Origin of the sequence: Streptomyces sp. 351MFTsu5.1 (genome assembly GCF_000383655.1) — a bacterium.
Lineage (GTDB): Bacteria > Actinomycetota > Actinomycetes > Streptomycetales > Streptomycetaceae > Streptomyces > Streptomyces griseorubiginosus.
This window is the reverse complement of sequence record NZ_KB911779.1, coordinates 74,678-99,018: the sequence shown is the minus strand read 5'-3', so window position 1 is coordinate 99,018 and position 24,341 is coordinate 74,678. Positions and strand designations below refer to the sequence as shown.

At 72.4% G+C, this 24,341-nt stretch carries 20 protein-coding genes; 15 read left to right on the top strand and 5 right to left on the bottom strand.

Annotated features, from left to right (window positions below; all coding sequences use genetic code 11):
- Positions 1 to 822, bottom strand: coding sequence for a hypothetical protein (locus tag H295_RS0112515; protein ID WP_020135706.1), 822 nt, complete (start codon positions 820 to 822; stop codon positions 1 to 3).
- A gap of 300 nt (positions 823 to 1,122) precedes the next feature.
- On the opposite strand from H295_RS0112515, the gene purN reads away from it, so the two are divergent.
- Complete coding sequence (gene purN, locus H295_RS0112510; RefSeq protein WP_020135705.1) at positions 1,123 to 1,770, top strand: phosphoribosylglycinamide formyltransferase; 648 nt, start codon at positions 1,123 to 1,125, stop codon at positions 1,768 to 1,770.
- A complete protein-coding gene (gene purH, locus H295_RS0112505; RefSeq protein WP_020135704.1) occupies positions 1,767 to 3,329 on the top strand; it encodes a bifunctional phosphoribosylaminoimidazolecarboxamide formyltransferase/IMP cyclohydrolase in 1,563 nt (520 codons plus the stop codon). The genes purN and purH overlap by 4 nt, the downstream gene beginning before the upstream one ends.
- Before the next feature lie 39 nt (positions 3,330 to 3,368).
- Here purH and H295_RS0112500 read toward each other — a convergent pair whose 3' ends face one another.
- On the bottom strand, positions 3,369 to 5,036 hold the full coding sequence (locus H295_RS0112500) for a serine/threonine-protein kinase (protein WP_020135703.1): 1,668 nt from the start codon (positions 5,034 to 5,036) through the stop codon (positions 3,369 to 3,371).
- 229 nt (positions 5,037 to 5,265) lie between these two features.
- Positions 5,266 to 5,907, bottom strand: a complete 642-nt coding sequence (locus H295_RS0112495) for an RDD family protein (protein WP_020135702.1) — start codon at positions 5,905 to 5,907, stop codon at positions 5,266 to 5,268.
- Positions 5,908 to 6,131: 224 nt separating this feature from the next.
- On the opposite strand from H295_RS0112495, the gene H295_RS0112490 reads away from it, so the two are divergent.
- The 6 genes from H295_RS0112490 to H295_RS0112465 all read left to right on the top strand — a co-directional run bounded on the left by H295_RS0112490 (position 6,132) and on the right by H295_RS0112465 (position 12,339).
- Positions 6,132 to 6,986: a bifunctional methylenetetrahydrofolate dehydrogenase/methenyltetrahydrofolate cyclohydrolase gene (locus H295_RS0112490; protein ID WP_020135701.1), complete on the top strand. Its 855-nt coding sequence runs from the start codon at positions 6,132 to 6,134 to the stop codon at positions 6,984 to 6,986.
- Positions 6,987 to 7,011: 25 nt separating this feature from the next.
- On the top strand, positions 7,012 to 7,728 hold the full coding sequence (locus H295_RS48715) for a DUF3017 domain-containing protein (RefSeq protein WP_020135700.1): 717 nt from the start codon (positions 7,012 to 7,014) through the stop codon (positions 7,726 to 7,728).
- A gap of 242 nt (positions 7,729 to 7,970) precedes the next feature.
- Positions 7,971 to 8,459, top strand: a complete 489-nt coding sequence (locus H295_RS0112480; RefSeq protein ID WP_020135699.1) for a helix-turn-helix domain-containing protein — start codon at positions 7,971 to 7,973, stop codon at positions 8,457 to 8,459.
- A 228-nt stretch (positions 8,460 to 8,687) separates the two neighbouring features.
- Positions 8,688 to 9,854, top strand: coding sequence for a helix-turn-helix domain-containing protein (locus H295_RS0112475; RefSeq protein WP_028809294.1), 1,167 nt, complete (start codon positions 8,688 to 8,690; stop codon positions 9,852 to 9,854).
- A 332-nt stretch (positions 9,855 to 10,186) separates the two neighbouring features.
- Positions 10,187 to 11,176, top strand: a complete 990-nt coding sequence (locus H295_RS0112470; protein ID WP_020135697.1) for a malate dehydrogenase — start codon at positions 10,187 to 10,189, stop codon at positions 11,174 to 11,176.
- A 164-nt stretch (positions 11,177 to 11,340) separates the two neighbouring features.
- Positions 11,341 to 12,339 carry a hypothetical protein gene (locus tag H295_RS0112465; protein WP_020135696.1) on the top strand — a complete coding sequence of 333 codons (999 nt, stop codon included), beginning with the start codon at positions 11,341 to 11,343 and terminating at the stop codon, positions 12,337 to 12,339.
- A 324-nt stretch (positions 12,340 to 12,663) separates the two neighbouring features.
- On the opposite strand, the gene H295_RS0112460 is transcribed toward H295_RS0112465, so the two are convergent.
- On the bottom strand, positions 12,664 to 13,560 hold the full coding sequence (locus H295_RS0112460; protein ID WP_043217435.1) for a bifunctional helix-turn-helix transcriptional regulator/GNAT family N-acetyltransferase: 897 nt from the start codon (positions 13,558 to 13,560) through the stop codon (positions 12,664 to 12,666).
- Between the two features lie 140 nt (positions 13,561 to 13,700).
- Here H295_RS0112460 and H295_RS0112455 point away from each other — a divergent pair, with 140 nt between their 5' ends.
- The 3 genes from H295_RS0112455 (at position 13,701) to H295_RS47185 (ending at position 17,128) form a co-directional block, all read left to right on the top strand.
- Positions 13,701 to 15,473, top strand: a complete 1,773-nt coding sequence (locus tag H295_RS0112455; protein ID WP_020135694.1) for a hypothetical protein — start codon at positions 13,701 to 13,703, stop codon at positions 15,471 to 15,473.
- Entirely contained in the window at positions 15,460 to 15,816 is a 357-nt protein-coding gene (locus H295_RS0112450; protein ID WP_028809292.1) for a hypothetical protein, read from the top strand. The genes H295_RS0112455 and H295_RS0112450 overlap by 14 nt, the downstream gene beginning before the upstream one ends.
- A 346-nt stretch (positions 15,817 to 16,162) precedes the next feature.
- Positions 16,163 to 17,128 carry a hypothetical protein gene (locus tag H295_RS47185; RefSeq protein WP_234021596.1) on the top strand — a complete coding sequence of 322 codons (966 nt, stop codon included), beginning with the start codon at positions 16,163 to 16,165 and terminating at the stop codon, positions 17,126 to 17,128.
- A 27-nt stretch (positions 17,129 to 17,155) separates the two neighbouring features.
- Here the strand turns inward: H295_RS47185 and H295_RS0112440 are convergent, their stop codons facing one another.
- Entirely contained in the window at positions 17,156 to 17,926 is a 771-nt protein-coding gene (locus tag H295_RS0112440; RefSeq protein ID WP_051135543.1) for a hypothetical protein, read from the bottom strand.
- Positions 17,927 to 18,116: 190 nt separating this feature from the next.
- Here H295_RS0112440 and H295_RS0112435 point away from each other — a divergent pair, with 190 nt between their 5' ends.
- The 4 genes from H295_RS0112435 (at position 18,117) to H295_RS0112420 (ending at position 24,340) form a co-directional block, all read left to right on the top strand.
- Positions 18,117 to 19,643: an aldehyde dehydrogenase family protein gene (locus H295_RS0112435; protein ID WP_020135690.1), complete on the top strand. Its 1,527-nt coding sequence runs from the start codon at positions 18,117 to 18,119 to the stop codon at positions 19,641 to 19,643.
- Positions 19,644 to 19,722: 79 nt separating this feature from the next.
- Positions 19,723 to 21,252: a GMC family oxidoreductase gene (locus H295_RS0112430; protein ID WP_020135689.1), complete on the top strand. Its 1,530-nt coding sequence runs from the start codon at positions 19,723 to 19,725 to the stop codon at positions 21,250 to 21,252.
- Entirely contained in the window at positions 21,252 to 22,394 is a 1,143-nt protein-coding gene (locus H295_RS0112425; RefSeq protein WP_020135688.1) for a quaternary amine ABC transporter ATP-binding protein, read from the top strand. Before H295_RS0112430 ends, H295_RS0112425 begins: the two co-directional genes overlap by 1 nt.
- The gene (locus H295_RS0112420) at positions 22,394 to 24,340 is read left to right on the top strand and encodes an ABC transporter permease (protein ID WP_020135687.1); all 1,947 of its coding nucleotides are present in this window, start codon (positions 22,394 to 22,396) and stop codon (positions 24,338 to 24,340) included. Before H295_RS0112425 ends, H295_RS0112420 begins: the two co-directional genes overlap by 1 nt.
- The last annotated feature ends 1 nt before the right edge of the window (position 24,341 follow it).

Below are 24,341 nucleotides of genomic sequence, written 5' to 3'. Positions count from 1 at the left end.
TCAGCTGTCGGCGCCCAGCAGGGGCCGGAGCTGCTTCGGCAGCAGGTCCGAGCAGGACTGCTGGGCCTGGTTGGTGAGGGCGTCGTTGACGCAGGTGTAGTAGTCGTCGTAGACCAGCCGCGTGGTGAAGCTCGCCGCCACGAACAGGATGGCCAGGGAGGCGGTGACCAGGCCGGTCATCGCCGCCGTGGTCTGGGGGCGCGCGGACTGCGGCGGGGCGGGGGTGTTCGGGTCCTGGGCGCGGGGCTTGGCGCGCAGTGCGCTGCCGCCCCAGTACAGGGCGAGGGCGCCCAGCAGCAGACCCACGGGCTGCCACCCGAAGAGGACGAAGAAGAAGGCCCACATCCCGGACAGCAGGGCGTAGCGGGCGCGGCGCTGTGCCGGGTCCGTCGGGTCCCAGCGCATGCCGGGGCCGGGGCCGCTGCCGCCCTGGCCCTCCTGGCCGCCGCCGGGATGCACGCCGGGGCGGTCCCCGAAGCCGCCGTCGGAGCGGCCGGGCTGACGGTCGCTCCACCGGCTGCCCCACGGGGTGTAACCGCTCCGGTCGTCGCCCTCGGAGCCGTCGGAGCCGTCGGAGCCCTCCGACCCCTCCGAGCCCTCGGGGCGGCGCGGTTGCCACGGGCGGTCCGGGGTGCCCTCCGGCGGCGGGGCGAAGGGGTTGTCCTCCTCGGCCGCACCGCCCCGCCCCTCGCCGTTCTTCTTGCCGGAGGAAGGGGCGTCCGGCGGCGACGCGGGCTGCTCCCGCAGCAGCATGAAGCCGCGCTCCCCTCCCCGCACCGACGGCTGGGAGAGCGTGAGGAGTCGCAGGCTGCGGTCCGACATCAAGTGAGCGTCTTCCCCTTGGAGTCCGTCGAGTACGTCAAGCGTCCGGCGTGAGCCGCCACCCCGTGAACGCACCGCGTACCACCTACGTTCCCGGACCGGCTCGTCCCAGACGCTACCTTCCGGCCACGCCCCCGTCCCGCGGGGGCCTTCCGGTGTGCCGGTATCGTTGCTGACGGTCGGCCGATTCGTAGGCTTCCCCGTATCCCCGGGCCCGAAGCATTCGTACGAAAGTACAAAGCTTCCGAAGCTCAAAGCGTCGGCCGCGAGAAGACCCCTCCTTCGAGAAAGGGCCCCGCCGTGGCCGCCAAGCCCGTGGCCGAGCAGGCCAGGCCGGTCAAGCGCCTGGTCGTGCTGGTCTCCGGATCCGGTACGAACCTCCAGGCCCTGCTGGACGCCATCGAGGAGACCGGCGTCCGGGCCTACGGTGCCGAGATCGTGGCCGTCGGCGCCGACCGCGAGAACATCGAGGGGCTCGCCCGGGCCGAGCGCGCCGGGCTGCCGGTCTTCGTGTGCAAGGTCAAGGACTTCGAGAGCCGCGAGGAGTGGGACACCGCCCTCGCCGAGGCCGTCTCCGCGCACGAACCCGACCTCGTGGTGTCCGCCGGGTTCATGAAGATCGTGGGCAAGGAGTTCCTCGCCCGCTTCGGGGGGCGGTTCGTGAACACCCACCCCGCGCTGCTGCCCAGTTTTCCCGGCGCCCACGGCGTCCGTGACGCGCTCGCGTACGGAGCCAGGGTCACCGGCTGCACCGTCCACTTCGTCGACGACGGCGTCGACACCGGACCGATCATCGCCCAGGGCGTGGTGGAGATCCGGGACGAGGACGACGAGAGCGCTCTGCACGAGCGCATCAAGGAAGTCGAGCGAAGGCTGCTCGTCGAGGTCGTGGGGCGCCTCGCCCGCAACGGCTATCGCATTGAGGGACGAAAGGTAGTTATCCAGTGACCGCCGAGAACAAGCGGCCCCTTCGCCGGGCGCTCATCAGCGTCTACGACAAGACCGGCCTTGAGGACCTCGCGCGCGGCCTGCACGAGGCGGGCGTGGAGCTCGTCTCCACCGGGTCCACCGCGGGCCGTATCGCCTCCGCCGGCGTCCCCGTCACCAAGGTCGAGGAGCTCACCGGCTTCCCCGAGTGCCTGGACGGCCGGGTCAAGACCCTGCACCCGCGCGTGCACGCCGGCATCCTCGCCGACCTGCGTCTGGACAGCCACCGCGAGCAGCTCGCGGAGCTGGGTGTCGAGCCCTTCGACCTCGTCGTCGTGAACCTCTACCCGTTCCGCGAGACCGTCGCCTCCGGTGCCTCCCCGGACGAGTGCGTCGAGCAGATCGACATCGGCGGCCCCTCCATGGTGCGTGCCGCCGCCAAGAACCACCCCTCGGTCGCCGTCGTCACCAGCCCCGAGCGGTACGCCGACGTCCTGGCCGCGGTCAAGGACGGCGGCTTCGACCTCGCCACCCGCAAGCGGCTCGCCGCCGAGGCGTTCCGGCACACCGCCGAGTACGACATCGCGGTCTCCAGCTGGTTCGCCAGCGCCTACGCCCCCGCCGACGACTCGCCGTTCCCCGAGTTCATCGCGGCCGCCCTGGAGCGCAAGAGCACCCTGCGCTACGGCGAGAACCCGCACCAGCCCGCGGCCCTCTACGTCGACGGCACCGGTGTCGGTCTCGCCGAGGCCGAGCAGCTGCACGGCAAGGAGATGTCGTACAACAACTACACGGACACAGACGCCGCCCGCCGCGCCGCGTACGACCACGCCGAGCCGGCCGTCGCCATCATCAAGCACGCCAACCCCTGCGGTATCGCGGTCGGTTCGGACGTCGCCGAGGCGCACCGCAAGGCACACGCGTGTGACCCGCTGTCGGCGTTCGGCGGCGTGATCGCGGTCAACCGGCCGGTCTCCAAGGAGATGGCCGAGCAGGTCGCCGAGATCTTCACCGAGGTCATCGTCGCACCCGACTACGAGGACGGCGCCCTCGAAGCCCTCGCCAAGAAGAAGAACATCCGCGTCCTGAAGGCCCCGGCCGCCCCCGCGCACCCCGCCGAGGTCAAGCCGATCGACGGCGGCGCGCTGCTCCAGGTCACCGACCGTCTCCAGGCCGAGGGCGACGACCCGGCGAACTGGACCCTGGCGACCGGCGAGGCCCTCGGCGCCGACGAGCTGGCCGACCTCGCGTTCGCCTGGCGGGCCTGCCGGGCCGTCAAGTCCAACGCGATCCTGCTCGCCAAGGACGGCGCCTCGGTCGGCGTCGGCATGGGCCAGGTCAACCGGGTCGACTCCGCGAAGCTCGCCGTCGAGCGGGCCGGTGCCGAGCGCGCGCGGGGCTCGTACGCCGCCTCGGACGCCTTCTTCCCGTTCCCGGACGGCCTGGAGGTCCTCCTGGAGGCCGGCGTGAAGGCGGTCGTCCAGCCCGGCGGCTCGGTCCGTGACGAACTCGTCGTGGAGGCCGCGAAGAAGGCGGGCGTCACGATGTACTTCACCGGGACGCGCCACTTCTTCCACTGACACACAGCCGTACGGCTGATGTACGGCCCTTGGGCGGCGCTACGTCGAACTGCGCAGCGCCGCCCACGTGTAGGGCCCCACCTGGCCGTCGACCTCCAGCCCCTTGGCGCTCTGGAACTGCTTCACCGCCGACCGGGTGTCCTGGCCGAACTCGCCGTCCACGCCCGAACTCCCCACGCTGTAGCCGCGCTTGGTGAGCATGCACTGCACCTGGACGACCCGCTGGCCCTTGTCGCCGTACTCGGTCTGTTCGGTGCCCGAGTAGTAGGTGCAGCCGGATATCCAGGCGGGGGTGGCCGGGGGCGCGGTGGTCCTGGTGACCGTGGCGGTGGGTGCGGGGGCGGGCGGGTCGTCGCTGCCGGCCCGGCTCGTGGCCGGGGACGGCGAGCCGTCCGGCTCCGGGCCGGTCTTCTCGACGGTGACCTGCTGGTCCTTGCCCTCGTCCTTGTCCTTCTTCTTCTCGCCGTCCGCCCGGGCGGAGGCGGAGGCCGAAGGGGAGGCGCTGGGCCGCGAAGAGGCCGGTGCGGTCGATGCCGTGGCGCCGGCCGAGCCCGTAGGGGCGGCCACGGCCGGGGACTCGAGGCCCGGCCGGGTGAGCAGGAAGGCGCCGACGGCCACGGCCCCGACGGCGATCCCCGCGACGCCGGCTATGAGAGGCCTCCTGCGTCTGCCGTTCCCGGCAGCGGTCGGTGCGGGCGCCGGTGAGACCACCGGCTGGACGGGCGTGCGGAAGGGGCCGCTCCCCGCGGGCAGGTCCGCCAGCACCGCACACCCCTGCTGCCGCTCCCGGAGCCGGGCGGCGAGCGGTTCCTGCCAGTGGGAGGCGCGGCCGTGTCCGGCGGCCGTGGCGGCATCCGTCAGCTGTCGTGGGGTGGGCCGCCCGGCGGGGTCCTTGGCCAGGCAGGCGGTCAGCAGCGCGGCCAACGCGGGGTCCGACTGGGAGAGTTCGGCCATGACCTCGGCGTCGGGCGCCTCGAAGGCGACCCGGTGCATGACGTCCACACCGGTCCCGTCGCCGAAGGGGGCGTGCCCGGTGGCGGCGTAGACGAGGGTGCAGCCGAGCGAGAAGACGTCGGAGGCGGCGTCGCAGCGGCCCTCGCGCAGGTACTCGGGCGCCATGTACGCGGCGGTGCCCACCCGGTTGCCGGTCGTGGTGATCGCGCTGCTGTCGGCCGCGCGGGAGATGCCGAAGTCGATGACGTGCGCGCCCCGCGGGGACAGGATCACGTTGGACGGCTTGAGGTCCCGGTGCACCACCCCGGCGGCGGTCAGCGCCGACAGCGCCTCACCGAGCTCCGCCACGAGCCGCCACACTCCGGCCGGCTCCACCAGGCCGCACTCGCGCACGGCGTCGACGAGGGTGAGGCCGGGCAGGTACTCGGTGGACATCCACAGCAGCGCGTCGTCGAACCCGGTGCCCAGCAGGTGCGGTGCGCGGGGTGTGCGGACCCGCCCGTGCACGGCCGCCTCCCGCTCGAACCGCCGCCGGAAGTCCGGCCCTTCGGCGTACTCGGGCCGGATCACCTTCACGGCGGCGAGCCCCGGCCCGCCGTCCGCGTGCCGGGCCAGGTAGACCCGGCCCATGCCGCCGCTGCCGAGCAGGCCGAGCGGGGCGTACGGGCCGATGCGCGGGGGATCGGTGGGCAGCAGCGGGGCCGCGCCCACCTGCCGCAGGGCGGTGTCACCGGCCGCCGGTGTGTCTGTCACGGTTCCCCGACCTGCCTCATAGATCCACAACGTGCTCTCGTGTCACGCCAGTTGACTGACGAGAGGCTACCGCCCGGCACCAGGGAGCGCCGGGATACGGAGGGAACACGGGTGCCCCGGATACCGGGTGCAGCACGCCCCGGGGCCGTGTCACGGTGTGACACGGCCCCGGGGAGAGTGGCGTGGCGGCAGGCGCGGGCGCCCGCCGTCGATCGTGGTGCGGCGAAGCTCAGTTGGTGCGGATCACGAGGGTCGAGCACACCTTGTCGGCGAAGGTCTGACGCTTGGCGTCCCAGGCGGGCCACAGCCAGCCGAGGTAGCAGGCCAGGCTGTCCAGGAAGTGCGCGAGCCGGCGGACGAAGGCCATGCCGACGCCGATGGGCTGTCCGTCCGACTCCCGCACCAGGCGGATGCCAAGGGCCTTCTTGCCCAGCGTCTGGCCGTTCTTGCCCTCGATGATCAGCTGGTAGATCGCGAGACCGAGGAGCGCGAGGCCGCCGATCGCCGACAGGGCACCCATCTTGGCGTTGGCCCCGACGATGACGAGGACGTACGGCACCGCGAACACGAGCATGTCGACCAGGAAGCCGAGGAAGCGCTGGCCCCAGTTGGCGTACGGCGGCTGGCCGCCGTAGCCCGGCTGCTGCGGGTAGCCGTAGGCGGAGGCCGGGACCTGCGGCGCCTGCGGGTAGCCGTAACCGGGCTGCTGAGGGTAGCCCTGCTGCGGCGGCACACCCTGCGGGGCCTGCTGCGGGTAGCCGTAACCGGGCTGCTGGGGCTGCTGGGGCTGCTGGGGGTAGCCGTAACCAGGCTGCGGCTGCTGGGGGTTCTGCGGCTTCTCGTACGGGTTGTTGGGCGAGCCGAAACTCATGGTGGGAATCCTCCGGGAACGCAAAGGGGACGTTGCGGAATTGTGCGGAGGAACGTCACGAAATGAAGCGGTATGCCCCCCGAACATCAGCCGCGATACAGCGCCCTCCATGCTTCTAGGAGAGAAGAGCGCTTGTCCAGGCGCATTGCGATGTGTTGTGCAAGTGCAACCCGGATTGGAACCCTGATTGGAACCGGGGGCCGGTCATCCGCGAGGATGGGCACATGACCGCCCAGATTCTCGATGGCAAGGCCACCGCAGCCGCGATCAAGTCCGATCTGACCGCCCGCGTGGCGGCGCTGAAGGAGAAGGGCGTCACGCCCGGCCTCGGCACGATCCTCGTCGGGAGCGATCCCGGCAGTCAGAAGTACGTCGCCGGCAAGCACCGCGACTGCGCGGAGGTCGGCATCGCCTCCATCCAGCGCGAGCTGCCGGAGACCGCCACGCAGGAGGAGATCGAGGCGGTCGTCCGCGAACTGAACGCCGACCCCGCCTGCACCGGCTACATCGTCCAGCTCCCGCTGCCCAAGGGCATCGACGAGAACCGCATCCTGGAGCTCATGGACCCGGACAAGGACGCGGACGGGCTGCACCCCATGAATCTCGGGCGCCTGGTCCTCAACGAGCCGGCCCCGCTGCCCTGCACCCCCAACGGCGTCCTCACCCTGCTGCGCCGCTACGGCGTCGAGATCAAGGGCGCGGAGGTCGTGGTCGTCGGCCGCGGTGTCACCATCGGCCGCCCGATGCCCCTCCTGCTGACCCGCCGCAGCGAGAACGCGACGGTGACCCAGTGCCACACCGGCACCCGTGACCTCTCCGCGCACCTCAAGCGCGCCGACATCATCGTCGCCGCCGCCGGTTCCGCCCACCTGATCCGCCCCGAGGACGTGAAGCCGGGCGCCGCCGTCCTCGACGTCGGCGTCTCCCGCAACGCCGAGGGGAAGATCGTCGGAGACGTCCACCCGGGCGTGGCCGAGGTCGCCGGCTTCATCTCCCCCAACCCGGGCGGCGTCGGCCCGATGACCCGCGCCCAGCTGCTCGTCAACGTGGTCGAGGCGGCGGAGCGCGGTGTCGCCTGAGGAACGCGGACCGAAGGAGCGGCGGATGGCCGCGCGGGCGACCGGGACGGCGGGCTCCGCGGGACCGGCCGGTTCGGCGCACGCCCAGGACGACGGGCCGGCGCGGGACCAGGACGCCGGTTCGGTGCAGGCCCGGGACGACGGTTCGTCGCCGGCTCAGGACCACGGGGAGCCCGGGGTGGGATCGGTGAGGGCCGACAAGGACCAGGAGCCCGGTGCGGCGGTCCCCGCCGCTCAGCAGGCCGACGGCACCGACGGTGAGCCGGACCGCGCGGGCGATCCCGATTCGGAGGCCGACATCGTCGTACGGGACGCGATCAGCGCGCCCGACGTCGACGGGGTGCCGCGGCGGACCACCCGCCGGTTCCCGCTGTTCACCAGGGACACCGCGCGGCCTGAGGGCGGCGGCCGGGCCGCGCCGCGGGACGCTCCGGCGCCCGCCCGGCAGTGGCCGGTGCTCGCCGTGTCGGCCGCGGTCGGCCTCGGACTGCTGCTGACGGCGCTCGACTCGTTCCGCGTCGGCACACTGCTGATCGGACTGGCCCTGCTCGCCGGTGCCGTGCTGCGCTGGCTGCTGCCGGACGTCGGCATGCTCGCCGTGCGCTCCCGCTTCACCGACATCGCGACCTACGGCGTGCTCGGCACGGCGATCGTCCTGCTGGCGATGATGGTGCAGCCGAACCCGTGGCTGGTGATCCCCTTCCTCAAGGACACCCTGCACTTCACGGTCACCAACAGCTGATCCCGGCGGGGGGAGGTACGGCGGTCCGCCCCCTCCCCCGATGAGGGACGAACCGCCGTCGCGATCCAGCCTCCCGCCGTGCGAGCGGGCTGTTCAACCGCTGTCGGTCCGCTGTGGCACAGCGGTGACGGTTCCGGCACGGAGTGGACGACCTGTCACCACCGCCCCGCGGCCAGGAACCGATCCGCCCTCTGACGTCGTCATTCGGCGGGAAGCAGGTGCGGACGCCGCGGAGGTGGGCGATGAGTGGCTGGCAGGCGCTGCCCGACGATCTGCCGCCGGAGGTGCGGCACTTCGTGGAGCAGCTCAGGCGGCTCAAGGACGGCACCGGGCTCAGCCTGGTCGCGCTCGGCGCCCGCACCGCCTACAGCAAGTCCTCCTGGCACCGCTACCTCAACGCCACCCAGCCGCCGCCCCGGCAGGCCGTCGCCGCGCTGTGCCGGATCGCCGGCCTCGACGGCACCGACGCCGAACGCCTCACCGTGCGCTGGGAACTGGCGGTGCAGGCCTGGCCCCGGCCGGCCTCCGCCACCGAGGGCGGGAAGGTCTCCGCCACCGGGGGCGGGAGGGGCTCCGGCGGCGAGGGGTACGAGGACGACCCCACACTGCCGTGGTGGGACGAGCCGCCCCGTCGGAAACCCGGCGGGGTCAACCGGCTGCTGCTGGCCGCCGTACTGCTGCTGGTGCTGCTGCTGGCGGTCGGAGTCGCCGGTGCCGTGGCCTCTGGGTGAGCCGCTGACTGCCGTGACGGGCGTTATTTCCCATGTGATCCTGGTGTGGCGATGTATTGACAAGTTTGCGGTTTTGACACGGCACTGTTCGACAGCGTCGATAACGTGTCGAACTTGCCGATGCACCCGTGCGCCCGTGCCCGGACAGCTGGGATCCTTGCAGCGCACGTGAGCACCACAGCACCGACCGGGGGGAAAGAGGGGGGAGCAATGCCTCGTTGGAAGGCCTTGCCTGAAGACATCGATCCGCAGATCAGGGAGTTCGCGAGCCAGTTGCGGCGGCTCGTGGACCGCAGCGGCCTGAGCATCGCGGCCGTCGCCGACCGCACGGGTTACAGCAAGACGTCCTGGGAGCGCTATCTGAACGGCCGGCTGCTCGCGCCGAAGGGCGCGATCGTCGCCCTGGCCGAGGTCACCGGCACCAGTCCCATCCATCTCACCACGATGTGGGAGCTGGCCGAACGCGCCTGGAGCCGTTCGGAGATGCGGCACGACATGACCATGGAGGCCATCCGGATCTCCCAGGCGCGGGCCGCGCTCGGCGAGTTCGGGGCGCCGCCCGCGCCCGCCAAGGGCGGCGGGAAGGCCCGCAGGAGCGGCAGCGCGACGGTGACACCGGGGGTGGCGGGACCGGCGGGGGTCGCACCGACGGTGCCGCCGCAGCCGGCCGAGCCGGGGGCCGACCATGGTTCCCCGGGCGGCAACTCCTGGGGGCTGGCCGGTTATCAGGGCCCGTCGCGGGCTTCTTCGGGAGGTACGGCCGCCGCGGCCGCGCCCGTCCAGGCCGACGGGCCGGGGCGGACGCCGGCGGCGCCGGGACCGTACGACGAGCCGCAGGACGCGCGGCCGGGGGGCGGGGCGACCGACGGCTCGGACGGCTCTGCCGGTTCGGGCGGCTCCGGGGGGAAGCGGCGGCTGACGATGTTCCTGGCGGGGGTCGTCGGGGTGCTCGTGGTGGTCGCCGCCGTCTTCTTCCTGACCGACCCGGGCGGCGACAAGAAGCCGGGGGCCGGCAGGTCCCCGTCGCCGTCCGCCGTCACCTCCGCCTCGCTGCCCGCCGGCGTGAAGTGCAGCGGCCAGGGGTGCACCGGGAAGGACGCCGAGGCGATGGGGTGCAGCGGCAACCTGGTGACCACCGCCAAGACCGCGACCGTGGGGGCGGCGGTGGTCGAGGTGCGGTACAGCGAGACCTGCGGGGCGGCCTGGGGGAGGGTCACCCAGGCCGGGCAGGGGGACAAGGTCGAGGTGACGGCGGGGAAGGTGACCGAGCAGAGCGGGAGCATCACGGAGGCGGGGGACACGATCGCTTACACGCCGATGGTCGCTGTGAAGGATGCGGCTGGGGCGAAGGCGTGCGTGACGCTGGCTTCGGGGCAGCGGGGGTGCACCGACTAAGGGGGTGCCGGGGGCTTCGTTGTCGGCTGCGGACCCGCGGGTGGGTGAATCTTCTCGGAGTGTGCATGGGCTGTTGAATCCTGGGCACGCGAACCGTACCCCCACGGGAGTCCGGACCCCGGTACCCCCATACGGCGGCCGTTTCCGTCCCCCCTCTCCCGGACGGGCGGCCGCCTCTTGAGTTGGGGGTGTTGTGGGGTGGGCCACACGGACCCGGACGTTCGGGTACCCGGATGCGCGATAGCCTGACCGGTGGATCTCTTGACGCCGAGAGATCGATCAAACGTCCGGGGCAGGGACGCCCCACCGCCAGCTGTCATACGGAGAACGCCATGACCCGCACTCCCGTGAACGTCACCGTCACCGGCGCGGCCGGCCAGATCGGTTACGCCCTGCTCTTCCGCATCGCCTCCGGCCAGCTGCTCGGCGCGGACGTGCCGGTCAAGCTTCGCCTCCTGGAGATCACCCCGGCGCTCAAGGCCGCCGAGGGCACCGCCATGGAGCTCGACGACTGCGCCTTCCCGCTGCTCCAGGGCATCGACATCACGGACGACCCGAACGTCGCCTTCGACGGCACCAACGTCGGTCTGCTGGTCGGTGCCCGCCCCCGCACCAAGGGCATGGAGCGCGGTGACCTCCTGGAGGCCAACGGCGGCATCTTCAAGCCGCAGGGCAAGGCCATCAACGACCACGCCGCGGACGACGTCAAGATCCTGGTCGTCGGCAACCCGGCGAACACCAACGCGCTGATCGCCCAGGCCGCCGCCCCGGACGTACCGGCCGAGCGCTTCACCGCGATGACCCGCCTCGACCACAACCGCGCGCTGACCCAGCTCGCGAAGAAGACGGGCACCACGGTCGCCGACATCAAGCGGCTCACCATCTGGGGCAACCACTCCGCCACCCAGTACCCGGACATCTTCCACGCCACGGTCGCCGGCAAGAACGCCGCCGAGACCGTCAACGACGAGAAGTGGCTGGCCGAGGAGTTCATCCCGACCGTCGCCAAGCGCGGTGCCGCGATCATCGAGGCCCGGGGCGCGTCCTCCGCCGCCTCGGCCGCCAACGCCGCCATCGACCACGTGTACACCTGGGTCAACGGCACGGCGGACGGCGACTGGACCTCCATGGGCATCCCGTCGGACGGTTCCTACGGCGTCCCGGAGGGCCTGATCTCCTCCTTCCCGGTCACCACCAAGGACGGCGTCTACGAGATCGTCCAGGGCCTGGACGTCAACGAGTTCTCCCGCGCCCGCATCGACGCGTCGGTGAAGGAGCTGGAGGAGGAGCGCGAGGCGGTACGCGCGCTCGGCCTCATCTGATCCGCGTCCGATCCGTAGCTGAACCGCTCGACGCCGAGTCTTCTCGACGGCTCTGTCACGAGCTTGCACGGGCCCTGTTCCGGTTTCCGCCGGAACGGGGCCCGTGGCCGTTTTTCGCCCTACGGTCGAAGCCCTGCCCGGTGGGGTGATGCGGGGGATGCGCGATGAACGGCTGGCACGACTGGAACGGCTACGACTCCGGTTCCGCGGCGGAGCACGGACCGAGCGAGGAGCGAGGCCGGGCGGCCTGGAACTCGGGGGAGACGCGAGCGGGGGAGCGACCGCCGTGGGCCTCGGCTGAGACGCGGGCGGGGGAGCGGCCCCCGTGGGCCTCGGCCGAGACGCAGACCTCCTTCGTGCCGCCCCGGGGCCAGGAGGTCACGCCACCGTGGTCCGCGGCGCCGACGCAGGTCTCGCCCGTGTCGCCCGGCTGGGGTGCGGGCCCGCCCACTCCGTCCTGGACGTCCCCGGCACCGGCTCCGGCCGGCCCCGCGTCCCACCGGGTCGGCCGGGTGTTCGCCGCCCTCGCAGTGGCCGTCCTGGTCGGGGTCGCGGTGGGCGCCGGTGTCTGGTTCCTCCTCCGGGACACCTCGCTGGGTTCCCGGTCCGGGGCGGTCCCGGCTCCGAGCGTCACGGCGGACTCGTCGTCGGCGAAGGAACCCTCGCACTCCGCCTCCTCGCCTTCCCCGCCCCCGTCCTCCGCCCCGGACTCCGGATACCGCCGCACCCTGGATCCGGTCGGCTACACCCTTGAGGTGCCCCGGGGCTGGACCCGCACCGAGAAGCAGGGCCAGGCCGCTCCCGTCGTCGCCTACGAGAACCCGGCCGACGGCCGACGGCTCCAGATCTTCCGCCTCGCGGAGGACACTCCGGCCCGCTCCCTGGACCTGGCGGAGAACGACCCCGGCTACGGCTTCGCGCGACAGCCCGGCTACCAGGTCCTCGACCGTGCCTCCGGAGCCACCTGGTCCGAACTCGCCTACCGCTACGACGACCCGGACCTCGGCGCCCGTCAGGTCGTCGACCACCGTTTCGAGGCCGCCGACGGCACGCTGTACGCGATCCGAGCCACCGGCCCCGCCGCCCTGGCCTCGGCCGAGGTGCGCGAGCCGCTCACCAGGGCGCTGAGCTCCTTCTGCCCCACGGGAACCCAGTGCGGCTGAGCCACCGCCCCGGCCCGGCTCCGGTACCAGCAGCCGCCGTACGACCCGGACCTGACCGCCGGCCGCGGCAGCCGGTCCCCCCGACACTGAACGCGCGCCCCCGCCCGACCGCTCGAGCCGGCCCGTGACTCGTCCTCGGCGGCGACGCCACGCAGCATCAGCAGACCGACGACCGGATTCAGCAGGGAGAGCACGGCGGCTCCTCGGGTCAACTGGGGCACGGGCGGCGGCGGTTGAAGCCGCCGGCTCACGGCGGGCAGGACGCGATAGTACTCGTTCTCCATCGAACGCGATAGTGCTCGATTCTCCGGAAGGCGGGTGGGGTCAGCTGCCCGCGCGGTCCAGGCGCTTCTCGAACCAGTGGTCGCCGTAGGCGTGGTCGCTGTACGGCGGGATCTCCGTGTAGCCGCATGCCCGGTACATCGCCCGGGCCTCGGTGAGGGACGCGTGGGTGTCGAGGCGCAGGACGGTGAGGCCGCGGGTGGTGGCCTCTGTCTCCAGGGTGGTGAGGAGGCGGCGGGCCAGGCCCAGGCGGCGCGTGTCCGGGTGGACCCACACGTGGCGGAGCTCGCCGATGCCCGGTTCCAGCCGTCGTAGGGCTCCGCAGCCCACGGGACGGCCCTCCTCGTACGCCACGAGGAACGCGCCCGCGTCTCCCGAGACCTCCTCGGGGCGGACCAGGTCGGACGGGTCGAAGCCCTCCGGGAAGCGGGCGTCGATGTCGGCGGCGTAGGCGTCGAGACAGGCGCGGGCGTCCGGGGCGGCGCCGTCCACCCGGGTCACCGTGATGCCGGCCAGGCGCAGCAGCCGCTGGGCGGTGCCGATCGCCTCGGTGAGGCGGTCGCGCTGGGGGCCGCTGAGCCCTTCGAGCAGGCCGGCCGCGAGGGCGTCGGCCCGGCGGTTCTGTTCCGTGAGCTCGACGCGTCCGGCGCGGGTCAGCTCGACCACGCGCAGCCGGCTGTCGCCCGGGTGGACGCTGACCCGGACCAGGCCCTGGGCCTGGAGGGTCTTCGTCATCCGGCTCAGATAGCCCGCGTCCAGCCCCAGCCGGCCCCTGAGCTCGCGCAGCGAGATCCCCTCGCCGATCTCGAACAGCAGCCGCGCCTCGCCGAGCGGCCGGTCCTGGCCCAGGTAGTGGTCGTCGAGCGCACCGATGCGGCGGGTGAAGTAACGGTTGAACCGGCGGAACTCCGCCACCTGCTCTGTCGACACAGGGTCCATAATCTTTGACTTTAGTCAAAGGACCGTCGGGGAGTCCATCAATCCGGCATTCCGGTTTCCCGGCCCCATCCGCACCTCTATGCTGATGGTTTGTCAACAAGCGACAACAGCAAGGTTTTTGCACGCATCGGGGGAGTCGCGTGACCACTGCATCCGTACCTCGGCAACCGCAGGCCGCACCGCCGGGTCCGGTCACACCGCCGCACGCCAGCGAGGCGACCCGCCTGCTCTGCGCCGGCACCTACCTGGATTCCGGTTACCGCGACCGGGTCATCGAGCAACTGCACCTGAACGAACAGCGGATCGTCGCGCCCTCGCTCGGCCTCGACGCGGCCCGGGTGCTCGCACACGCGCTGCGCGCCCGCCGCCAGGAGCTGCTGTGGGCCGGCGCGATCATCGGCCTCTGGGTGATCGGACTGCCGCTCACCGGCGGACTCCTGGGCTTCGCCCTCGTCCCCAGCCTCATGCTCGCCGTCGCCCCCTGGGTCCGCGGCAGGGGCGTCAACCCGTCCCTGTACCGGCGGCTGGCCGCCTTCCTGTTCCGCTGGTGGGGCCGGATCGGCTTCGCGGTCTTCCTGGCCGCCACCCTCTTCGTGGCCTTCGGCGCCGGGGACGACGATTCCGCCTACGGGTCCTCCTACGGCGGCTCGTCCTCCTACGACGACAGCTACTTCGGCGGTTCCTACGGCGACTCGCCCGACGCGACGGACCTCCTGTTCCCCGACGTCGACCGGGCCGGCGGACTCGTCCACCCGCTCCAGGCCTGGCTCGTGATCGTCGTCCTCGCTCTGATCGCGGCCTGCGTGGCCGCGCAGCGCGGCCAGTTCGCCCGGGCCGTGAGCGCCGAACTGTCCCCGCAGCGCTTCCCGGACGCGGCCGCCGACCCCGCCGAACGGGCCGAGGCGCCCCGCTTCCAGCGGCTGAAGGAACGCATCCGGCTCGAACAGCACGCGCCGCTCGTCATGTACCACGAGAAGCGGCCCTTCTGCGGGGCCGGAGCCGCCTACGAGACCTGGGTGCTCGCCGTCGAACTGCGGCCCGACGAGACCAAGGAACAGCTCCCGCTGAACAACCGCGCGGTGCTGGAGAAGATCCGCCCGCTGCTCGAACAGCTGCGGCTGCCCTCGGAGTTCGCCGGACACACGGTCCGCGACCGGCTGCGCTGGCTGGAGATCGACGAGTGCGTGTTCCTGCCCGCGGAGGGGCTGCGCCGGCGCGAGGAGGCGCCGTACCACCCGGGGGCCTTCGAGGAGCACCGGGCGCGGGCGGTCGAGGAGGGCGCCGAGAAGCGGCGGCACTTCCTGCGCATCCGCGTCGGCGGCTGGGAGGAGGAGCTGGTCGTCACGGTTTTCGTGCGCGTCCACACCCAGGGCCGCATGCTCATGCTGGAGATCGCCCCGCACGTCCTGCTGCCGGTGCGCGAGGACTTCAAGGACGCCGACCGCGCGGCGCACAACTACCGCCACAACAACGTCCTCGGCAAGGCGGTCTGGGCCATGGCCCGGGTGCCGGGCTCCGCGGCCGGCTCCCTCGCCACCCTCGGCAGGGGCGTCGCCTATGTGTGGAAGCTGCTCACCGGAGGCTTCGCGGGCGCGCTGCCCGACGGCCCCGCGCTGTCGGTGCGGGAACTGGGCTCCATGGACGAGGGATCCACCTTCCAGGAGATGGACGCCTACCGCTACCTCCGCAGCGTCCAGGACCGGGTGGCGCACGGCGTCCTCACCTCGCTCGCCGAATCCGGCTACCAGACCGGCGAGTTCGTCCAGAAGATCGTCAACATCAGCAGCGGCGGGGTGCATGTCGAGGGCGGCGTCCACGGCAGTACGTTCGCGGCGGGCAAGTACGCCACCGCGTCCTCGGGGACCGCGTCGCAGAACTCGCAGAAGGGGAGCGGCAGCAATGGCAACGGATGAACCGGGCGTCAGCATCAGCGGAGGGGTGCACGGCAGCACCTTCGCCATCGGCAGCCACGCGCGTGCCGAGAGCCACCACGGAGTCACGCCCGGACGGGACGAGGACGCCGAGGCGCTCCTCGCCGCCGTACGGGAACTCCGCGCCGACCTCACGCGGCTGAGGTCCACGGACGAGACGGCCACCCTGGACACCGCGCTGGCCGAGACGGAGGAGGAGCTCGTCACGACGGGCCAGGCGGGGCCGACCCGCCGGGAACGTCTGCGGGCGCTGCTGGACGACTCACAGGCACTGGTGAACCTGGTCGCCTCGGCGGGGGCCGTGGCCGGGTTGCTGGGGCTGTGACCGAGGTCGGGGCAGAGGCGAGGGGGAGAGCGTGAGCGGGGGCGTGCGGTACTGGAACGAGGAGACACAGCGGTGGGAGGACGGGGACGGGGGCGCTACGGCGACGGGTCCGGTCACTCCACCGCCGTCGGCGACCGGTCCGGTCACGCCGCCACCGCCACCGCCACCGGCCGGATCGGGGATCGTGCCGCCGCAGGCTCCGGTGTGGCCGCCGGCGGCCGGGACGGACGACACGGGCGCGGGGGCAGGGACGGTTGCGGGGCCCGGGACGGCGGCGAAGCCGGGTGCACGGGACGCGGGTCCTGGAGCGGCCACTGAAGTGCCCGGTCCCGGCACGGTCCCCGGTGTGCCCGGGCCCGGAGCGGACGCCGACGTGCGCTCCCCCCTCCCGCCCCCGCCCTCCCCGCCCGTCGGCTGGCCCGGAGCCGGTGGCGGCAGCACCTGGCACGGGCCCGGTGTCCCGGACGGCGGCTGGTCGTCCGCCGAGCAGGTCGCGGGCGGGGGTGTGCCGTCGGCCCAGTGGTCGGGGTCGTCCTGGTCGACCGGCGGGCAGACGGCCGTCGCCCCGCCCACCCCGCCTGCCGCGCCCGCCGCCGCCAGGAACCGTCGGCTCGTCTGGTCCGTGCTCGTCGGCGCCGCCGCCGTGGGGGTCGTCACCACCCTGGTGCTGACCCTGGTGGTCGGCGGCGGTGACAAGGACGACAAGGGCGGGGGCGGGAGCCCGTCGCCCACGCACGTCGTCTCGCAGCAGGGGGAGTCCGAGGACCCGCCGACCCCCTCGCCCACCGAGGAGTCCCCGTCCCCGCTCGCCTCGACGCCCCAACTCCCCGACGGATACGAGCTGTACGTGGACGAGGAGGGTTTCCGTATCGCCCGCCCGGTGGGCTGGTCGCGGAGCACCGTGCCGTCCCAGTTCGGCATCGACGTCGTCAACTACCGCAGCCCGGGCGGCGAACAGCGGCTCCAGGTGTACCAGGTCGCGGAGAGCTCCCCGGAGGAGTCCTTCGCGCTGTACCTCTCCGCCGACACCACCAAGCCGGACGGCTTCAAGAAGCTGGACCTGCGGCCCGTGGACGACGACGGGCTCACCGGCCGGCGCCTGGAGTACGTGGCCGACACCCTCAGCGGCGAGCCCGACCTGGGCCCCTGGCACGTCTACGACGAGCGGTTCGTCGCACAGGACGGCCAGATCTACGCGGTCGCCGCCTACGGCCTGGAGAAGAACGGCGGCCAGGACGAACTCGCGCTCCTGACCAGCGCGTTGAAGGGTTTCTGCGCGCCGTACGCCTGCGATCCGGCGGCGATCGACTGACCCCGGACCCCCGGCGGCGCGCGTGGCTCACGCGTTCCGCAACTCGTCCTGGAGCTTGTTCACGTCCACGCTCCGGTCCGCGGGCGGAGTCTTCGAGGGGACCGGCCTGCCGTAGTCCGAGAAGGACAGGGCCAGGTCGGTCCCGCCGCCCTTCTGCGTGGCCCGCACCAGCCGGTGCGGGGTGGCCGACGTGACGTACAGGGCCACCCGCTTGCCCTCCGACGTGCCCTTCAGCGGGATCACCTCCGTGCCGTCGAGCTTCGTCGGCGCCCCCTTCGTCAGCCGCCGCGCATCGGAGGAGTCCGCGGTGATCTGCTTCTGGAAGGAGGTCAGATCGCAGGTTTCGGCCATGCCCCTCAGCAGCGCGTCGTGCGTGGAGCCGTGGAGGTAGCGGTCCTTGAGGAGTTCGGCCACCGCGTCGCCCTGACCGCCCGGCACCTGCGCCTTCCAGAACGCGGTGTCCGGCTTCATCCACACCTCGGCGCCCCGCTTGACGATCTCCACGCTGCCGCCGCCCGCCCCCATCCGCAGTGTCCCGGCGCAGTTGCCGTCCTGGTCGAGGGCGAGGTCCATCGAGACCGGCTGGGTCCGGCTGGTGCGGGTGTCCGCGCTGTGGTCCGTCAGCCTCAGGCGGACGGACTCGGCGTCGAGGAGGTTCTTCTTCGCCTGGTCGACCAGCTGACGTGCGCTCGGGTCGTCGGCCGCGGCGGAGCCCGGACCGAGGAGCGACGACACGACGAGGGCCGCGCCCGCCGCTGTGACGGTCACCACTCTGCGTGTCACCACTCTGCGTGTCATGTCGTCACCTCCGCGAAAGGCACATCCAGCCTACTTTTGCGGTGATTTGTCCGCATGTTCAGTGAGCCAGGGCACTTTCAGCCACCGATTGCGCATGCAATCGAGGGTCCGGGGCATGCGATGACGGTCCCGGTGAGTGACACGGGTGTGACACAGGGGCACTGAACAGGAACGGAAGGCAACACCGATCATGGCCGGACAGCAGGCGCGGCTCGAGCCGCACACCATCCACGCGGGCGGCGAGTGGCGCGCAGCCGTCTCCGGAGCCACCCGCGACATCCTCGACCCCGCCGACGCCCGGCCGTTCGCCGTCGTCGCCGAGGGTGACGAGAAGGACACCGATCTGGCGGTCGCCGCCGCCCGCCAGGCCTTCGACTCAGGACAGGGCCCCTGGCCGCTCACCCCCGTCGCCGAACGCGCCGCACTGCTGCGCCGCGTCGCCGATCTTCTCGTACGCGACCGCGAAGAACTCGGTCTGCTGGAGAGTCGGGACGCGGGCAAGACCGTGGAGGAGGGCCGCGTCGACATCGACTGTGTCGCCGACGCCTTCCGCTACTTCGCCGACCTCGTGGCGGGCGAGGCGCCCGGCCGGGTCGTCGACGCCGGCTCGACCGACATCCACAGCGTCGTCGTCCACGAACCCCTCGGCGTGTGCGCGCTGATCACCCCCTGGAACTACCCGCTGCTCCAGGCCAGTTGGAAGATCGCCCCGGCGCTCGCGGCCGGCAACACCTTCGTGGTCAAGCCGAGCGAGATCACCCCGATGACGACGATCGCGCTCATCGAGCTGCTGGTCGAGGCGGGGCTGCCGGAAGGCGTCGCCAACATCGTGACCGGCCCCGGGCACACCGTCGGCGCCCGGCTCGCCGAACACCCCGACGTGGACCTGGTCTCCTTCACCGGCGGTCTGGTCAGCGGCACCAAGGTCGCCCAGGCCGCCGCCCCCTCCGTCAAGAAGGTCGCCCTCGAACTCGGCGGCAAGAACCCCAACGTGGTCTTCGCCGACTCCTGCGCCACCCCCGAGGGCTTCGACACCGCCGTCGACCAGGCCCTGAACGCCGCCTTCATCCACAGCGGCCAGGTCTGCTCCGCGGGCGGCCGTCTCATCGTCGAGGAGTCCCTCCGGGACCGCTTCGTGGCCGAACTCGCCCGCCGCGCCGGGAAGATCCGCCTCGGCCGCGGCACCGAGGACGGTGTCGAGTGCGGGCCACTGGTCTCCGAGCAGCAGCGCGCCAAGGTCGAGTCCTACGTCGCCTCCGCGCTGGAGGAGGGCGCGGTGCTGCGCTCCGGCGGCCAGCGCCCCGAGCCGTCGCCCGAGCGTCCCGTCGACGGCTACTTCTACGAGCCGACCGTCCTCGACCGCTGCCACCGCGAGATGCGGGTCGTGCGGGAGGAGGTCTTCGGACCCGTCCTCACCGTGGAGACCTTCCGCACCGAGGAGGAGGCCATCGCCCTCGCCAACGACACCGAGTACGGCCTCGCCGGAGCCGTCTGGACCGCCGACGCCGGACGCGCCCGCCGGGTGGCGGGGCGCCTGCGCCACGGCACCGTCTGGATCAACGACTTCCACCCCTACCTCCCGCAGGCGGAGTGGGGCGGCTTCGGCAAGAGCGGGGTGGGCCGCGAGCTCGGCCCCGCCGGCCTCGCCGAGTACCGCGAGACCAAGCACGTCTACCAGAACCTGGCCCCCAAGCCGGTCCGCTGGTTCGCCGGCTGAGCCCACGCGCGCCCCTCCCTCGCCCCCGGCGTTCTCCTCGCCGCTCTCCTCGCACTCAAGACTTCACTGGAGTACCCCCATGTCCGATCTCAAACAGGAGTACGACTACGTCGTCATCGGCGGTGGCACAGCAGGCTCCGTCATAGCCTCCCGCCTCACCGAGAACCCCGATGTCACCGTCGCCGTCATCGAGGGCGGCCCCAGCGACGTCGGCCGGGACGACGTCCTCACGCTGCGCCGCTGGATGGGCCTGCTCGGCGGCGAACTCGACTACGACTACCCCACCACCGAGCAGCCCCGCGGCAACTCCCACATCCGGCACAGCCGCGCCCGGGTCCTCGGCGGCTGCTCCTCCCACAACACGCTGATCGCCTTCAAGCCGCTGCCCTCCGACTGGGACGAGTGGGAGGAGGCCGGCGCCAAGGGCTGGGGCGCGGTGCCGATGGAGGCGTACTACGCCCGGCTGAAGAACAACATCGTCCCGGTCGACGAGAAGGACCGGAACGCCGTCGCCCGCGACTTCGTCGACGCGGCCCAGAAGGCACTCCAGGTCCCGCGGGTCGAGGGCTTCAACAAGAAGCCCTTCGACGACGGCGTCGGCTTCTTCGACCTGGCCTACCACCCCGAGAACAACAAGCGGTCCTCGGCGTCGGTGGCGTATCTGCACCCGGTGATGGACGAGCGCCCCAACCTCACCATCCTGCTGGAGACCTGGGCGTACAAGCTGGAGCTGGACGGCACGCGCGCGGACGGCGTGCACGTGCGCTCCAAGGACGGCCAGGAGACCCTGATCCGGGCCCGCCGCGAAGTCGTGCTCTGCGCGGGCGCCGTCGACTCGCCCCGCCTGCTGCTGCACTCCGGCATCGGCCCCCGCAAGGACCTCGAAGCGCTCGGCATCCCCGTCGTGCACGACCTGCCGGGCGTCGGCGAGAACCTTCTCGACCACCCCGAGTCGGTGATCGTCTGGGAGACCGACGGCCCGATCCCCGACAACTCCGCGATGGACTCCGACGCGGGCCTGTTCGTGCGCCGCGACCCCGACCACGCGGGCCCGGACCTGATGTTCCACTTCTACCAGGTCCCCTTCACCGACAACCCCGAACGTCTCGGCTACGAACGCCCGGCGTACGGCGTCTCGATGACCCCGAACATCCCCAAGCCGAAGAGCCGCGGCCGCCTGTACCTCGTCAGCGCGGATCCGGAGGTCAAGCCGGCCCTCGACTTCCGCTACTTCACCGACGAGGACGACTACGACGGCCGCACCCTCGTCGACGGCATCAGGATCGCCCGCGAGATCGCGGCGACCGAACCGCTCGCCGGCTGGCTCAAGCGGGAGGTGTGCCCCGGCCCCGACATCACCGGTGACGAGGAGCTGAGCGAGTACGCCCGCAAGGTCGCGCACACCGTCTACCACCCGGCGGGCACCTGCCGGATGGGCGCCGCCGACGACGAACTGGCCGTCGTCGACCCCGAACTGAGGATCCGCGGCCTCGACGGCATCCGTATCGCCGACGCGTCCGTGTTCCCGACCATGACCGCCGTGAACCCCATGATCGGGGTGCTCATGGTCGGTGAGAAAGCCGTCGATCTGCTGGGAGGTGGTGCGTGATGACCACGACCGCGACCATGGACAAGCCCCCGACCACCGACAACCCGGTGTTCTCCGTCGACGGCCTGTGGAAGGTCTTCGGCCCCAAGGCGGAACTCGTGCCCGAGGACGCCGAACTGGCCGCCCTCGACCCCGCCGACCTTCGCGAGCGGACCGGCTGCACGGCCGCCGTCCGCGATGTGAGCTTCGACGTCCGCAAGGGCGAGGTCTTCGTCGTCATGGGCCTGTCCGGCTCCGGCAAGTCCACGCTGGTGCGCTGTCTGACCCGGCTCATCGAGCCGACCGCCGGCACCATATGCATCGACGGCGAGGACGTCCGCGCGATGGACAAGTCCCGGCTGCGCGAACTGCGCCGCCACCGTGCCGCGATGGTCTTCCAGCACTTCGGCCTCCTCCCGCACCGCACGGTCCTCGACAACGTGGCGTACGGCCTGGAGATCCAGGGCGTCGGCAAGGCCGAGCGCCGGGCGCGGGCCGCCGAAGTCGTCGCCAAGGTCGGCCTGGAGGGCATGGAGCACCGCAAGCCCTCCCAGCTCTCCGGCGGCCAGCAGCAGCGCGTCGGCCTCGCGCGGGCCCTCGCGGTGGACCCCCAGGTCCTCCTGTTCGACGAGCCGTTCAGCGCGCTCGACCCGCTGATCCGGCGGGATATGCAGGAGGAGGTCGTGCGCCTGCACCGCGAGGAGGGCCGCACGATGGTCTTCATCACGCACGACCTGAGCGAGGCCCTCAAGCTCGGTGACCGCATCGCCCTGATGCGCGACGGCAAGGTCGTCCAGCTGGGCACCCCGGAGGAGATCGTCGGCTCCCCGGCCGACGGCTATGTCCGCGAGTTCGTCCGGGACGTGCCGCGCGAGCAGGTCATGACGGTCCGCAGGGCCATGAAGCCCGGCGGCTGCGCGGGCCCGACGCACCCGGGCGCCCTCGCCCCCGACGCCGTCGTCGCCGACGCCATCAAGGTGGTCGCCGAGCGCGGCGGCCCGGCGTGCGTCGTCGAGCGGGGCCGCTGCCTGGGTGTCGTCGACCACGAGCGGCTGCTCGGCGTGGTGGCCGGCACGGAACTCCGTGACGGATCCTCGGCGCCGCGGACTTCCGAGGGGGCCTCCGGAACCTCCGGAACGGAGCTTCGCAAGGAGGCCGTCTGATGGCTACCGTCACCGCGTCCACGCCCCGCTCCCTGCCCACCCATCTGATCAGGCACCGTGCGGTCCACAAGATCCTGCTCATCGCCCTCGCCGCGGCGGTCCTCGTGCCGCTCGCCAACGCGCAGTGGGCGAGCGGCAGTTGGCCCGCCGCTCTCACCGTCGACCTCACCAAGCCGCTCGGCAGCGCCAGCGACTGGATCATCGACAACCGCGACAGCCACCCGCTGTTCCTCTACTTCTTCGGCTACCTCAGCAACGCCGTCGTGATCTCCGTGCACGCCGTGTACGTGGTCCTGCTCGGCGCGGGCTGGGCCGGCGTCACCGCGCTCGGCGCCCTGGTGGCCTGGCGGGTCGCCGGTCTGCGGCTCGCCCTCGGCACCGCGGCCGCGTTCCTCGCCTGCGGTCTGCTCGGCATGTGGGTCCCCACCATGCAGACCCTCGCCCTGATGGTCGTCGCCGTGCTCGCCTCGGTCCTGGTCGGCGCCCTGCTCGGGCTCGCCGCCGGACTGTCCCCCCGGATGGACAAGCTCCTGCGGCCGGTCCTGGACACCATGCAGGTCATGCCCGCCTACGCCTACCTCCTCCCGGTGGTCCTGGTGTTCGGCATGGGCGTGCCCGCCGCCGTCCTCGCCACCGTCGTCTACGCCGCCCCGCCCATGGCCCGCCTCACCGCGCTCGGCCTCCAGGGCGCGGACAAGGGCGTTCTGGAAGCCGTCGAGTCGCTCGGCACCACCGCCCGCCAGCGGCTGCTCACCGCCCGTATCCCGCTGGCCCGCAAGGAGCTCATGCTCGGTCTCAACCAGACGATCATGATGGCTCTGTCGATGGCCGTCATCGCGTCCGTGATCGGCGCCGGCGGCCTCGGTGACCGCGTCTACCAGGCGCTGGCCTCGGTCGACGTGGGCGCCGCCCTCGCGGCCGGCATCCCCATCGTGCTGCTCGCCGTCGTCCTCGACCGGGTCACCGGCGCGGCGGGCGCGGCCGGCGACGACGCCGAGGACCAGGGGCGCGCCGCCTGGGCGTACGCCCTCGCCGGAGCCGTCGTCGTGGCGGTCGCCGGACGGCTGCTCGGCCGGCTCGACTGGCCCGACGCCTGGACCCTGAACATCGCCGAGCCCGTCAACCGTGCCGTCGACTGGATGACCGCCCACCTCTACTCCGGTGTCCCCGTCGTCGGCGGCACCGCCGACTGGGCCGCCCACTTCACCACCTGGATCCTCGACCCGGTCCGCGACGGCCTCCAGGCGCTGCCCTGGTGGTCCGTGCTGCTCGTCGTCGCCACCCTGGCCTGGCTGATCGGCACCTGGCGCACCGCCCTCACCGCGGTCCTCGCCATGGCCGCGATCGGCGTCCTCGGGGTGTGGACGCCCGCGTTGGACACGCTCTCGCAGGTCCTCGCGGCCGTCGCCGTCACCCTCGTCCTGGGCTTCGCGATCGCCGTCGCGGCGGCCCGCAGCGACCGCTTCGAGCGGATGCTGCGGCCCGTCCTGGACGTCTTCCAGACGATGCCGCAGTTCGTGTACCTGATCCCGGTCGTCGCCCTGTTCGGCGTGGGCCGCGCACCCGCCGCCGCGGCGGCCGTCGTCTACGCCCTGCCCGCCGTCGTCCGCATCACCACCCAGGGCCTGCGCCAGGTCGACCCGGCCGCCATGGAGTCCTCGCACTCGCTCGGCGCGACCAGCTGGCAGCAGCTGCGCCAGGTCCAGCTCCCGCTCGCCCGGCCCGCGCTGCTGCTCGCCGTCAACCAGGGCGTGGTCCTGGTCCTCGCCGTCGTCGTCATCGGCGGCCTGGTCGGCGGTGGCGCGCTCGGCTACGACACCGTCTTCGGCCTGGCCCAGGGCGACCTGGCCACCGGCCTGGTCGCCGGTGCCGCCATCGTCTGCCTCGGCCTGATGCTCGACCGGGTCACCCAGCCGACCGAACGCCGTACGGGGAAGGGAGCCTGAC

Excerpts from the sequence above, each read along its gene's own strand:
- H295_RS0112515 (WP_020135706.1), bottom strand. The coding sequence starts at position 822 with ATGTCGGACCGCAGCCTGCGACTCCTCACGCTCTCCCAGCCGTCGGTG.
- H295_RS0112495 (WP_020135702.1), bottom strand. The coding sequence starts at position 5,907 with ATGAGTTTCGGCTCGCCCAACAACCCGTACGAGAAGCCGCAGAACCCC.
- H295_RS0112490 (WP_020135701.1), top strand. The coding sequence starts at position 6,132 with ATGACCGCCCAGATTCTCGATGGCAAGGCCACCGCAGCCGCGATCAAG.
- H295_RS48715 (WP_020135700.1), top strand. The coding sequence starts at position 7,012 with ATGGCCGCGCGGGCGACCGGGACGGCGGGCTCCGCGGGACCGGCCGGT.
- H295_RS0112480 (WP_020135699.1), top strand. The coding sequence starts at position 7,971 with ATGAGTGGCTGGCAGGCGCTGCCCGACGATCTGCCGCCGGAGGTGCGG.
- H295_RS0112470 (WP_020135697.1), top strand. The coding sequence starts at position 10,187 with ATGACCCGCACTCCCGTGAACGTCACCGTCACCGGCGCGGCCGGCCAG.
- H295_RS0112465 (WP_020135696.1), top strand. The coding sequence starts at position 11,341 with ATGAACGGCTGGCACGACTGGAACGGCTACGACTCCGGTTCCGCGGCG.
- H295_RS0112460 (WP_043217435.1), bottom strand. The coding sequence starts at position 13,560 with ATGGACCCTGTGTCGACAGAGCAGGTGGCGGAGTTCCGCCGGTTCAAC.
- H295_RS0112450 (WP_028809292.1), top strand. The coding sequence starts at position 15,460 with ATGGCAACGGATGAACCGGGCGTCAGCATCAGCGGAGGGGTGCACGGC.
- H295_RS0112440 (WP_051135543.1), bottom strand. The coding sequence starts at position 17,926 with ATGACACGCAGAGTGGTGACACGCAGAGTGGTGACCGTCACAGCGGCG.
- H295_RS0112435 (WP_020135690.1), top strand. The coding sequence starts at position 18,117 with ATGGCCGGACAGCAGGCGCGGCTCGAGCCGCACACCATCCACGCGGGC.
- H295_RS0112430 (WP_020135689.1), top strand. The coding sequence starts at position 19,723 with ATGTCCGATCTCAAACAGGAGTACGACTACGTCGTCATCGGCGGTGGC.
- H295_RS0112425 (WP_020135688.1), top strand. The coding sequence starts at position 21,252 with ATGACCACGACCGCGACCATGGACAAGCCCCCGACCACCGACAACCCG.
- H295_RS0112420 (WP_020135687.1), top strand. The coding sequence starts at position 22,394 with ATGGCTACCGTCACCGCGTCCACGCCCCGCTCCCTGCCCACCCATCTG.